The organism is Vibrio casei (assembly GCF_002218025.2).
Classification (GTDB): Bacteria; Pseudomonadota; Gammaproteobacteria; order Enterobacterales; family Vibrionaceae; genus Vibrio; species Vibrio casei.
Genome location: NZ_AP018681.1, coordinates 164,803 through 177,391, shown reverse-complemented (window position 1 = coordinate 177,391; position 12,589 = coordinate 164,803). Strand labels below are relative to the sequence as shown.

Annotated in this window: 14 protein-coding genes; 10 read left to right on the top strand and 4 right to left on the bottom strand. The window is 40.1% G+C overall.

Annotation, left to right across the window (positions count from 1 at the left end; genetic code table 11):
- Positions 1–19: 19 nt before the first annotated feature.
- Positions 20–892 (bottom strand): LysR family transcriptional regulator, encoded by an 873-nt coding sequence (locus VCASEI_RS13725; protein WP_089110271.1) that lies wholly within the window; start codon positions 890–892, stop codon positions 20–22.
- A gap of 135 nt (positions 893–1,027) precedes the next feature.
- On the opposite strand from VCASEI_RS13725, the gene VCASEI_RS13720 reads away from it, so the two are divergent.
- Entirely contained in the window at positions 1,028–1,675 is a 648-nt protein-coding gene (locus tag VCASEI_RS13720) for a glutathione S-transferase family protein (protein ID WP_089110270.1), read from the top strand.
- Between the two features lie 49 nt (positions 1,676–1,724).
- Here VCASEI_RS13720 and VCASEI_RS13715 read toward each other — a convergent pair whose 3' ends face one another.
- Positions 1,725–2,453 (bottom strand): UTRA domain-containing protein, encoded by a 729-nt coding sequence (locus VCASEI_RS13715; protein WP_174208766.1) that lies wholly within the window; start codon positions 2,451–2,453, stop codon positions 1,725–1,727.
- Positions 2,454–2,662: 209 nt separating this feature from the next.
- Between VCASEI_RS13715 and VCASEI_RS13710 the strand changes: the two genes are divergently transcribed.
- From VCASEI_RS13710 to VCASEI_RS13680, 7 genes are all read left to right on the top strand, one after another.
- Positions 2,663–3,715, top strand: a complete 1,053-nt coding sequence (locus tag VCASEI_RS13710; RefSeq protein ID WP_089110268.1) for an ABC transporter substrate-binding protein — start codon at positions 2,663–2,665, stop codon at positions 3,713–3,715.
- Positions 3,716–3,740: 25 nt separating this feature from the next.
- The gene (locus VCASEI_RS13705; RefSeq protein ID WP_089110267.1) at positions 3,741–4,586 is read left to right on the top strand and encodes an alkaline phosphatase family protein; all 846 of its coding nucleotides are present in this window, start codon (positions 3,741–3,743) and stop codon (positions 4,584–4,586) included.
- Between the two features lie 88 nt (positions 4,587–4,674).
- Complete coding sequence (locus tag VCASEI_RS13700) at positions 4,675–5,535, top strand: ABC transporter permease (protein WP_226983394.1); 861 nt, start codon at positions 4,675–4,677, stop codon at positions 5,533–5,535.
- Positions 5,522–6,316: an ABC transporter permease gene (locus VCASEI_RS13695; RefSeq protein ID WP_086960518.1), complete on the top strand. Its 795-nt coding sequence runs from the start codon at positions 5,522–5,524 to the stop codon at positions 6,314–6,316. Before VCASEI_RS13700 ends, VCASEI_RS13695 begins: the two co-directional genes overlap by 14 nt.
- Positions 6,313–7,359: an ABC transporter ATP-binding protein gene (locus tag VCASEI_RS13690; RefSeq protein ID WP_086960517.1), complete on the top strand. Its 1,047-nt coding sequence runs from the start codon at positions 6,313–6,315 to the stop codon at positions 7,357–7,359. Before VCASEI_RS13695 ends, VCASEI_RS13690 begins: the two co-directional genes overlap by 4 nt.
- Positions 7,360–7,361: 2 nt before the next feature.
- Complete coding sequence (locus VCASEI_RS13685; protein WP_086960516.1) at positions 7,362–8,021, top strand: HAD family hydrolase; 660 nt, start codon at positions 7,362–7,364, stop codon at positions 8,019–8,021.
- A gap of 115 nt (positions 8,022–8,136) precedes the next feature.
- The gene (locus VCASEI_RS13680) at positions 8,137–8,544 is read left to right on the top strand and encodes a ribosome recycling factor family protein (protein ID WP_089110266.1); all 408 of its coding nucleotides are present in this window, start codon (positions 8,137–8,139) and stop codon (positions 8,542–8,544) included.
- On the opposite strand, the gene VCASEI_RS13675 is transcribed toward VCASEI_RS13680, so the two are convergent.
- Positions 8,536–9,393, bottom strand: a complete 858-nt coding sequence (locus tag VCASEI_RS13675) for a cation diffusion facilitator family transporter (RefSeq protein ID WP_089110265.1) — start codon at positions 9,391–9,393, stop codon at positions 8,536–8,538. The genes VCASEI_RS13680 and VCASEI_RS13675 overlap by 9 nt on opposite strands.
- Before the next feature lie 555 nt (positions 9,394–9,948).
- On the opposite strand from VCASEI_RS13675, the gene VCASEI_RS13670 reads away from it, so the two are divergent.
- Together VCASEI_RS13670 and VCASEI_RS13665 are read left to right on the top strand one after the other, a co-directional pair.
- Complete coding sequence (locus tag VCASEI_RS13670; protein ID WP_086960513.1) at positions 9,949–10,749, top strand: PhzF family phenazine biosynthesis protein; 801 nt, start codon at positions 9,949–9,951, stop codon at positions 10,747–10,749.
- Between the two features lie 92 nt (positions 10,750–10,841).
- Complete coding sequence (locus VCASEI_RS13665) at positions 10,842–11,339, top strand: flavodoxin family protein (protein WP_086960512.1); 498 nt, start codon at positions 10,842–10,844, stop codon at positions 11,337–11,339.
- A 53-nt stretch (positions 11,340–11,392) separates the two neighbouring features.
- Here the strand turns inward: VCASEI_RS13665 and VCASEI_RS13660 are convergent, their stop codons facing one another.
- Positions 11,393–12,553 carry an aminotransferase-like domain-containing protein gene (locus tag VCASEI_RS13660; protein ID WP_089110264.1) on the bottom strand — a complete coding sequence of 387 codons (1,161 nt, stop codon included), beginning with the start codon at positions 12,551–12,553 and terminating at the stop codon, positions 11,393–11,395.
- Positions 12,554–12,589: the final 36 nt, after the last annotated feature.

Here is a 12,589-nt window from a genome sequence, read left to right as displayed (position 1 = left end):
TCTAAGCATGCTAAATGCTTTATGAATTGACTTGGTTGGGTTGAGAACCCATCGGCATTTTCTTTTTAAAGTTTGCTTCTAAGTTTTGTAAAAAACAAGAATTCAACAATGGATGCACTTTTGCTGATACCGATAAAACAATATCAACATTTGGTAGTGAGGGCATATTTTCTATAATGCTTAACTCGTTTCCAATACTTAACTTCCCCATTGCCCCAATCGCTAATCCATTTTTAACCAATGCTCTTTGTGCAGAAGCCGTATTACAACATGCCAACAGTTGAAAACTGATTCCCTTTTTAGTTAAACCATCAATAGCAGCGGCATGATATTTACAGTCCGTTTGAAATAAAGCGAGTGGTATTGGACTATTTTGAGATAATTGATAATCTGGTGCCGCAATCCAGACACCTCGATCAGAGGTTAGCCAATAACCTTCTTCTGTATTCGGCTGGCGAGTTAGAATAGCCGCATCAATTTTATCTGTATCTAGCCATTTTCTTAGCGTCATACTAGTTTCACTGTATATGTGAATAGAACAACGCGGATCGGCATCTTTTATTATTGCAACAATAATAGGTAAGACAATATCATTGTAATCTTCAGGGCACCCTAGGCGTAATGAGCGTTTACCTTGGTTCTGCTTTAACTGGTTCAGAGTATTATCATGTAAGGTAATTAGCTGCTTTGCTTGGGCACTTAGCTGCAACCCCGCTTCACTTAAAATAAGATTTCGGCCATTTTTTTCAAATAAACCTGCTCCTGTTTCCTCTTCTAGCTTCTTCATCTGTGCGCTAAACGCTGACTGAGTGCGGCAAATCTGCTTTGCTGCTCGAGTAAAACTGCCAGTTTCTGCAAACGCTAAAAAACTTCTTAGAGCATCAATATCCATTTGATTTACCCACTACTTTTATTCATCACAATTTTTGATATCTGATATTAAAACTATCCGTTAGTCACAAAACAAGCAATCCCCTACACTCCAATTAACGGATTAAAATTTTTCATACTCAATAAGGATATCGATATGCATCTCTATATAGGAAACCAAAATTACTCAAGTTGGTCGCTTCGTGGCTGGCTAATTTTCAAACAATACAATCTAGATGTCGAAATCACCAAGCTAAAACTTTTCACGCCTAAGTTCTATCGAACATTAGAAAACATAACCCCCACCGCCAAAGTTCCCACCTTAATTGATGGAAAAGCGACAATATGGGATTCACTGGCGATTTTAGAATATATTAATGATATGTACTTGAATGGAAAAGCATGGCCAAGTGATCATCTTGAACGAGCTAAAGCCCGATCTCTGGCTTGCGAAATGCATTCAGGCTTTAACGCCGTACGTAATGAAATGCCAATGAACTGCCGTGCAACACGCCGAGTACAATTAACGGAAGCGGCACAAAAAGAAGTCGCGCGTATTGACGAGATATGGTCAGAACAAATGCGCCTATATTCTAATTCTTTTTTATTTGGAGAATGGTCAATAACTGATGCGATGTACACACCTATCGCACTTCGTTTCCAAACTTATCAAATACCACTTTCCGATAAAGCACGAGAGTATCAGCTGAAAGTCCTTAACAGTTCTGCCGTCCAACGTTGGTTAGAAGAGGCCAGTACAGAAACTGATATTGTGATTGAAGATGAGGCCGGTGAAGACGTATAAATCCTTCTATTTATATTTATATTTATATTTATACCGTACGCCCATGAAGCTACCCCTCGCTGTCAATGCTGATCATCACAGCATCTGGTCGCCAATATTCAAACTCGCAATCCATCAATTCTCCGTCTTGTTTATAGTTGATACGGCAGATTTTTAAGATGGGTTGCCCTTCAACCAAACCTAACGATTTTGCGACATGTTTGGGCGCAGACGTTGGGATTACCTCGAATCGAGAACGATGTGTATGGTAACCATATTGTTCGGTAAATAAACGAGTTAATGATGTCGTGAGGCCATACTTTAAGATCTCGGGAAACAAATCTACTTTTAAGCAATTTTCAACAAACAACACAGCACGATCATCAATATAGCGTAACCGTTCAATAATATGGATTGGACAAATAGAATCAATACCAAGCGCTTTCGCCTGCTCCCCATTAGCAATTTCTGTTTTTACTTGTAGTAACACTGTTCGAGCCTGGCGGTGCTGTTCGGTCACCATCTTTTCAAAATGACTACGAGATAAAGGATTATAACGAACCCGAGGAGGTGACACATACCACCCCTTTCTTTCTTCACGATAGATAAGTCCTTCCGTTTCCAATGAGATCAAAGCATCTTTAATCGTGATCCTTGTCGTATTGAATAATTCGCTTAGCTCACGCTCTGAAGGTAATTTACTTCGATGCCCGATGACCCCTGAAGCCACTCTTTCTCTTAACGTGTTCTTTATCATCGCTAACCGTGTTGGGGCTCTTTCCATTGCTATCGTCATTATCTTGATCTAGTCCAGTCATTTATTTCGATAGGGTAAAACGTTTTTATAACAACAAGATGACAATCACCATGATGATTAAAACATCAATAATTGAAATAAAACTGCCATTAAAATACCCAAAAATTGAAAGATAACTGCCCACAAAGCGTCATATTTCGCCATTAGGATACGTAATGAACTTACTGACCTAGTCCAAAGGAATCGACTTTATGAAACGCTTGCTAACCAGCACTACGTTAATTGCAGCATTATTTTCTGCACATGCATTTGCCGACAATTCATCTATTCAACCTTTAGTAGAAGCGGCGAAAAAAGAAGGCCAAGTTTACAGTATTGGCATGCCAGACACATGGGCCAACTGGAAAGGCACATGGCAAGATTTAGCCAAGAACTACGGTTTAAAACATCAAGATACCGACATGAGTTCGGCGCAAGAAATCGCAAAGTTTGAAGCTGAAAAAAATAATGCAACAGCGGATATCGGTGATGTCGGTTTTGCATTCGCTCGTACTGCGGTTAAAAAAGGCGTGACCCAACCGTATAAACCCACTACATGGGATAGCATTCCAGATTGGGCGAAAGATAAAGAAGGCCATTGGGCATTAGCTTACACCGGTACCATTGCGTTTATTTCCAATAATAACCTTGTTAAAAACCCACCGAAAACTTGGGATGATCTACTAAAAGGAGATTACAAAGTCAGTGTCGGTGATGTGGGTGTTGCCGCTCAAGCGAACAATGCCGTTCTAGCCGCCGCTTTTGCAAAAGGTGGCAATGAGAAAAACTTGAAACCTGCGATTGAATTTTTTGCCAAGCTAGCTAAAGAAGGCCGCTTATCGTTTACCGATCCTGGTGTCGCCAATCTTGAAAAAGGCGAAGTAGAAGTCGCGATAATGTGGGATTTCAACGCACTGAATTACCGCGACCAAATTGAACGTAGCCGCTTTACCGTTAGCATTCCGCAAGATGGTTCGGTCATTTCGGGCTACACCACCATCATCAATAAATACGCAAAAAACCCTAACGCTGCGAAGCTAGCGCGTGAATACATCTTCAGTGATAAAGGGCAAATCAACCTTGCAGAAGGCTATGCCCGCCCTATTCGCAGCGATGTCGTACTGCCGAAGTCAATTCAAGACAAGCTACTGCCTAACTCTCAATACCGCAACGTTCACCCTGTAGGCGACTTTGCTGCATGGGAAAAATCCGCTCGTCAATTGCCCCGTCAATGGCAAGAAGAAGTGTTAATTAACCAACAATAATACCCAATTAAAGAAGTTAAATATTATGAAAAATAAGGTCATCTTAGTGGTTCTCGATGGCCTCAATTACCAAGTAGCCCATGATTGTATGGGCTATTTAAATGGTTTAATTGAGCAGAACCGAGCCACGTTATATCCATTACAAAGCGAGCTTCCTTCTATGTCTCGCCCACTGTATGAATGTTTGTTAACCGGTGTTCGCCCTGTAGATAGCGGAATTGTAAATAATCAGATTGTTCGTTTATCTCATCATGAATCTATTTTCAGCCTAGCGAAACAGCAAGGAAAAGTGACTGCCGCCGCCGCTTATCATTGGGTAAGTGAACTGTATAACCAAGCTCCGTATGATGCTGTACGCGATCGATTTACTCATAATGAATCGATGAATATTCAACATGGTTGCTTTTATCATTGGGATCACTACCCAGATGAAGCACTCTTTCTGGATGCGGAGTATTTACGCCGTACTTATCAACCGGATTTTCTACTAATCCATCCAATGAATATTGACGATACAGGTCATAAGTTTGGCTTAGATTCTCGCCAATACCGTAATTGTGCTCGTGGAGCGGATATTCATCTATCCACCTACATAGATGCTTGGATTAGTGATGGCTATCAAGTCATGGTAACGAGCGATCACGGGATGAATAACGACTTATCTCATGGTGGGATCTTACCAGAGGAGCGAGAAGTTCCTTTGTTTGTTATTGGTGATGCTTTTTCACATCAAAGCAGTGGCGTCCTTCCAGTTGAGATCAAGCAAACTGAAATCTGTGGCAGTGTTTGCCAACTTCTTGGACTTAAACATAACAAACCCTATTTCCCACAACTGTTTCCAGAAAGCAGCTTGCTCACACAAGAAGGATAATGGGGATGAACATAAGCAGTTTTAATACAAACAGTGACCGAATATGAATAATCCATCTATCACGTCACAAACCAAAGATAACCATCAAATGAAAGAAACAAAATCATACGTCCTAACTTGGTTAGGGCATCTAAAACCCGCTTTATGGTTCATCCCTTTTGGGGTGTTTTTCTATTTATTCCAAATTGCGCCAATGATCTGGGTTGTCATTAATAGCTTTATCTACGATGGAGAATGGTCGTTAGATAACTACCATGAAGTGCTGAATTCCAAATTTATGCTACAAGGCTTTAGCAATAGTATTTGGCTTTCCTCTTGGTCGAGCATATTGGGTTTGCTCATTGCCGCCCTATTGGTTTCCTCACTTCGGCACCTTGATAACAAAATTCGTAACGGCGTCATTGCCTTCACCAATATGAGCAGTAATTTCTCAGGCGTACCACTGGCTTTCGCATTCATCATTATTCTAGGTGTGAATGGCGCGTTCACTTTATTACTAAAAAAATACGGCTTAATTGATGACTTTAATCTCTACGGTAAATGGGGATTACTCACCATTTATGTGTATTTTCAAATCCCACTAGCAATTCTGCTACTCTACCCTGCTTTTGATAGCTTAAAAAGTGATTGGAAAGAAGCCGCGGCTCTACTGGGGGCTAAAACCTATCAATATTGGTTCCACATTGCCTTGCCTGTATTAGCGCCAGCATTGCTCGGTACTTTAATCATCCTGATTGCCAATGCCATCGGAGCCTACGCCAGTGTTTATGCTTTAACTGGTGGTAACTACAACTTGATCACCATTCGTATTGCGAGTTTGGTGTCGGGTGATTTATTTCTGGAACCGAATTTAGCGGCAGCAATTTCAGTCGTGCTATTGGCACTGCTTGCGTTTATCACTCTGATTAACCAATGGCTGATTTCAAGGAGCTATCATGCAAAAGGCTAATCACTCACCACTTTCCCATAAATTTATAGTGTATGGCATTGTTGGCATCATGATATTACCGATACTGGCGACCCTGCTTTATTCTGTTTCATCCAGTTGGGGTGCCACTATTTTACCCAGAGGCTTAACGTTCGACTGGTATATCAAACTGCTCACTGACGAGCGATTTATCGCAGCATTCGGGCGCTCTTTAGTATTAGGAATTAGCGCATTAGTTCTCAGCGTAGTATTAATTCTACCAACTATTTTTGTGGTGTTTTATTACTACCCTAAACTCGATAAAGTCATGAATATTTTAATCTTGTTGCCTTTTGCGGTTCCTCCCGTGGTGTCATCGGTTGGCTTGCTGCAATTGTATTCCGACAGCGCCATTCCTTTAGTAGGTACGCCTTGGATTTTAATTGGTACCTATTTCACTATCGCTTTACCATTTATGTACCGAGCCATTTCCAACAACTTTAGCGCTATTCATTTACACGACTTAATGGATGCAGCTCATTTACTTGGCGCAAGTACATTCAAAGCATTCTTACTGGTTATTCTACCCAATTTGAAAAAAGGGTTACTCGCCTCTCTATTTATCTCATTTTCTTTTTTGTTAGGTGAATTTGTGTTTGCCAACATTCTGGTCGGAACCCGTTATGAAACCATGCAGATTTACCTCTACAATATGCGTCAAACGAGCGGACATTTTACCTCAGCTCTAGTCATGACCTATTTCTTATTTATCTTTGTACTGACTTGGCTTGCCAGTCGTTTTAGCCAAGGAACATCATCATGAATATCGATCAAAATAATCATTACGTTAATATCTCACAACTCACCAAACGCTTTGGTTCTAATACCGTATTTGAGGGAATTGAATGTTCAATCAAACAAGGTGAATTTATAACGCTACTTGGCCCCAGTGGTTGCGGAAAATCGACGTTATTAAGAAGCTTAGCCGGTTTAAATCCAATTGATGGGGGCAGCATTCATGTAGATGGAGAAGATATTACGCATCAAACGCCACAAGAACGTGGTATTGGCATGGTATTTCAATCTTACGCGCTCTTCCCCAATATGACGGTTGAAAACAATATTGCCTTTGGTTTGAAAATGAAAAAGCTCTCATCCGAGAACATCAAGAAAGAAGTGGCTAAAATCATTCAATTAGTCGACCTAGCCGGTAAAGAACAACATTATCCGCATCAGTTATCAGGCGGCCAAAGACAACGTGTCGCATTGGCTCGCGCCTTAGTGGTTAAACCTCGTATTTTATTACTCGATGAACCACTTTCAGCCCTTGATGCCAAAATTCGCAAGCGCTTAAGGCAACAAATTAGAGAGATTCAAAAAGAGCTCAACCTCACCACTATTTTCGTCACACATGATCAAGAAGAAGCCATGATCATGTCTGATCGAATCTTTTTAATGAATAATGGTGAGATTGTTCAACAAGGCAGCCCAGAAGAAATTTACACCCAGCCAGCCAATGAATTTGTGGCAGGGTTCATGGGCCATTACAACTTAATGGCAGCTCAACACGCAAAGCAGCTATTCAATATTGATACGACAGAAAAAATCGCCATCCGCCCTGAATCCATTTACGTGGAAGAAAAAGGTCGGCATTATCCCAAACACATCTCCGTACCTTTAACGGCTAAAATACGAAGTCATCAACTACTTGGTAATGTTATTCGCTACCAAGTTGCTCTGGAAAGCTGCCGTGATTGCGAATTAACTGTCGATTTATTAAATCGCTCATCTGAACGATTACTGGCTAATGGCCAACAACTGAATCTGCGCTTTAATCTTAATGAAATTCAACCAGTGAGAGCCTAAACATGACCAAACCTCTGTATGTCTTTGATATGGATGAAACTTTAATCAATGCTGATTGTGCGATGCTGTGGCATGAATTTTTGGTTGAACAAAAAATAGCAACCAATCCAAATTTTATTGCTGAAGACAAAAGATTGATGGGTTTATATGCAAAAGGTAAGCTCGATATAAAAGAATATTTAAATTTTTCGATTGAGCCTATCCGCCATTTGAGCGTTGAACAAGTGTCACAATTGGCCGATCAATGTGTGGAAGAAAAAATACTGTCAAAAATCTTTCCGCAAGCCAACACCTTAATTGAGCAACTTCACCAACAGCAACGTGCCATGTTAATCATCTCGGCATCCGTGACTTTTCTCGTGGCTGCAGTAGCAAAACGTATTGGCATTCAATATGCAATTGGTATTGATTTAGTGGAAAAAGATAATCAGTTCACGCCAACCATTCTGGGAACGCCTAGCTATCAGCAAGGTAAAGTCACTCGCTTACAGCAATGGTGTGACCAACAAAGTGAATCATTTTCAGAAGTGCATTTTTACACTGATTCCATCAACGATTTACCTTTATGTGAATACGCCGATTTTTCTTATTTAGTGAATCCATGTGAACGTCTACTAGAACAAGCGAAAGGGAAGCCTTGGAAAATATTACATTGGGGTTGATAGCACACTCTACTGATAACACTTTCTATTAATAACACTCGCTCTTGATAACAAGCGCTATTAATACCAAAATTTATCAACACTAAGCCAAATATTGAAAACGCCCATCGTCATCATGAGCGTTTTTCTTTATCATACTGGCATGATCTGTATTCAACTTCCCTCATTCATCCATCGCATTGGTGGTGAACAAGCTAAACATGCGAAACAACTGGCCATCGAATCTGGGTGTAAGCTCAATCGTATTCGTCGTTCTAGGCATTGGCAGCTTGAAGGTGCTATTGAATCAGTCATGTCTTTATTGGTTACATTACGTCAATCTGATGCTGAACCAATGGCATTTTTGATTAAGAAAATCGATGAGAGCCTCATAGCCACCCAGACAAAACCTGAATCTAAAGTGGCTATATTAGAACGTTTAATTAGCAATAATCCCGATATCACGCTTACTGATCTTATGCTTCAAACTGATTGCACAATGGCAGAAGCGCGTCATGCACGATTTACATCAGACTCATTTTAGAGGATCTAGATTCTGATCCGCTTCCAACATTTGAGTTGTTTCAATGGTGCTGTGCTTAATTTCATATTCATCATGTAAAAAAGCTTTAATCGAATTTTTGACTGTTTCACTGTCAGTGGTATTTAACTTAGCGTGGCCTTCAAAAAAATATTTTTTATCATCAAGCTGCCATACATGAAAATGAGAAAGGTCTTCAACGCCTTCAATCACATTGAGCTGTTGTTTCATTTTTTCAATATCGATATGAGAAGGCACCGCTTGCATAATGATTAAAATACTTTGTTTTAATAGCAAAATGCCGTGATAAATAACGTAAATAGAAATACCAATCGTGGCAATTAAATCAATCACATACCATTGATATAAAATAATGAATGTCCCTGCAATGATAACAACAACAGACGCCATCGCATCAGACACATTATGAATAAAAGCTGCGCGGATATTCATATTATCCTTTGCGCCACTAGTGAAGGTAAGAAAAGCGGTTGCTAAGTCGATGATAAGCGCAACACCTGCAACGCCAATCACAATCCAACCATCAATTGGTTCGGGGTTTAAATAGCGATTAAATGATTCAAAAATCAAATACACACCGACCACAATCAAGGTCGTACTATTGATCAGCACACCAATGATTTCAGCTCGTTTATAGCCATAACTCATGGTATTTGATGCTGATTTATTGCCGACTTTTCTCGCAATAACCGCAACAATCAAGGCTCCAGCATCACTGAGATTATGTAAAGCATCAGCTAATAGCGATAAACTACCAGACAGAATTCCGCCAATAACTTGGACAACGGTTAACGCAATATTAATAATGATAGCGAAGAGCAATTTACCCATGCTGTCATCTGGCGAATGGTGATGATGACCGTGGGAGTGCCCGTGATCATGTCCATGAGAATGAGCTATATATTTTCCTTAATGTGAGGGATTATTGAGTTAACGCTACTCAAAAAATGACGCTAACTCAAGTATATACATGCCTGTCTATCCATTGATTTTTTATTCTGAGGGCAAACCGAATCTTTAGCATAAAAGATCTTTCCTTAGAGTTAAGTCCAACCTATATACTAAGAAAATTTTGCTCTTTTATAAAAGCCTTTTATTGCAAATCAAGCTTATTCATTCGGACGTTTATGCTTTGGAAAATCGTTTAATCCAAAAGAAAAAATGACATGGAAAAACTCCATCACTCGACAGTAACGAGTGGATGTATTAGTCTAATCACTGGGATAGATTCCTTGTGATTTTCAATGACAAAGACTTGGCTGAGCGAATTCAAGACTAAATCTGAAGCATCAATAGAGTAGCGGTATTCATTGGTTACTCTAATTTTTCTTTTACGAAACCAACCACTATTTTATTTTACCTTACTCTTGCCACCTTAGGTTTATTATGCTCTTAGAAATCTACCAAGCTGATGCATTTACCCATACTCCATTTAAAGGTAATCCTGCCGGTGTGTGTATTACCAATAAGGGCCTAAGTGAAGCTTTAATGTTATCGATTGCCGGAGAAATGGCGATATCGGAAACCGCTTTCCTGTCTTTAGATGATATGAACTTGCGTTGGTTTACCCCCAAAATTGAAGTCAATCTATGTGGTCATGGCACACTAGCGACGGCACATGTTCTGCTGCAACAAGGAAAAATGAAGATAGGTGATGAAGTCACTTTTCAAACTAAATCAGGACCATTAACGGTGTATTTTTCCGAACACGATATTGCCATGGACTTCCCCTTGGCACCGTTAACACTCAATACGCCTATAAATGAAGAAATGCTGGCTTATTTAGGTATTTCTAATAAAGACGTGATCACAGTTGGACGTTTTGATACCAAAGATTTTATTGTCATTAAACAAGTTGAAGTACTCAAAAGATTACAACCTAATTTTGATGGTTTAAAGCAACTAACGGGTCGAGGCGTTGTGATTACTGCCCTTTCAAATGACTCTCAATATGACTTTATTTCTCGTTATTTTGCCCCTTGGGCTGGTGTCAACGAAGATCCCGTTACCGGTTCTGCTCATTGTGCTTTAGCGGCTTATTGGTCTGCTGAACTCAAGAAAGACAAATTAATAGGTTATCAAGCGTCGCAGCGTGGCGGTGAAGTTAAAATTGAAATGTTAGACAACCAAAGAGTTAAATTAAGTGGGCAAGCAGTAACCACATTAAAAGGGATAATGACGGTGTAAAAAGGATTTTATTATCAAGATAGTACTTGTCCTCAAGTTAGCTTGAGGATTTATTGTGTAGGTGATTTAAACTCACACAATAAGGATACAACATGGCAACGGCTATCATTTTTGGGTCATCCAATGGCGATGGTAATACCCGTCAACTGGTCAATACTATTTCTAATAATTTATCAGCAAAGATCTTTGATTTAAATGATTTCAACTTCTCATTCTATGATTATGCTCACCACAATAAAAATGACGATTTTTTACCTTTAATACATTCAATACTTCAAGCTAATCACCTAATTTTTGCAACGCCAATGTATTGGTATTCTATGTCAGCGCAAATGAAAGTCTTTTTTGATCGCCTATCGGATCTTATCTCTATAGAAAAAGAAATAGGCCGTTTACTAAAAGGCAAAAAAGTATCACTCATCGCAACTGGTTGTGATCCGATACCTCCTTCATGCTTTTCCGAGCCAGTCCGGCTTACTGCTCAGCATTTAGGCATGCATTATCATTCATTCTTATATTGCACTTGCCCACAGGATTTTTCAGTTATAGAACATCGTCCCCAAATTAATCAATTCCTTAATACCCTTTAATAAAAAGGCCAAGAGCATAATGTCTTGGCCTTCAATTTTTTGGCAGCGAGTATCTACATAACACCACACTCAGATTTAATCACTGTTACTAAACGGTCAACCGCTTCCGCGAGTTCTTCAACCGTGGCATTGGTGAAGTTAAGGCGTAGTGCCGGAGTGATTTTTTCACCTTGCTGGTAGAACACAGTGCTTGGAACAACCGCCACTTTATTTTTTAATGCCGCTTTGGCTAAAGCAAAATCATCACACTCAGGGACTGTCACCCAAATAAACATACCGCCTTCTACTTCATTAAACGCGCAACCTTGGGGCAATTTACCGCGAAGTTGTTCGGCAAGGCATTGGTAACGTTCTTGATAAATAGACCGAAGCGTTACAATGTGTTGATCAAAATTTGGATGCTGAAGAAGATCCAATAAGACAGCCTGCATCGGTACACTTGAGTGTAAATCGGCGCACTGTTTTACTTTAATAAGTGGTGTAATCCACTCTTCTTTACCTGTCACCACCCCCATGCGCATACCTGGAGCGGCAATTTTAGAATACGAACGCAACACTAAAGCTTGGTCTGGGCAAAAGCTTGAGACTAAAGGCAACATCTCACCTTTAAAACGTAATTCGCGGTAAGGCACATCTTCCACTAAGGTTACGCCATATTGCTGACATAACTGAGCGACTTTCTGACGCACCGCTAAAGACCAAGACACGCCTGTTGGGTTATGAAAATCTGGCACGGCATAGAATAACTTTGGTGCTTGATGGGCAAAACAGGCTTCTAATTCTTCAAGATTGGGGCCATCCGCTTGTTGTGACACGCTGATCACATTGGCTTGAGCCAAACCAAAGACTTGCAATGCGCCAAGATAACTTGGTGCTTCCATCACAACTTTATCATCAGGATTAACAAAAGCGCGAGCAATCAGATCCAACCCTTGTTGAGAGCCGGTACAGACTAAAGCTTGATGGTGATCGAGTAACTGATATTGCTTACGAAAGTAATCTAAAAGTGGCGCGAAACCAGCTGTATGACCATATTGAAATAAAGCAGGACGTTCAGGCAATGACGTTAATGACCGTTCCATTAAACTAATCGGAAACGTATTTCCATCAGGTAACCCCCCCGCTAAAGAAATAACACCTGGAGCTTGAGCATCACTTAAGATTTCACGAATATAAGAAGGTTGAATTTGTTGCAAGGCTTGGGTGAGTTCCATTTTCCAGCTCTTAAAATAATTAGATAACCCCATTGT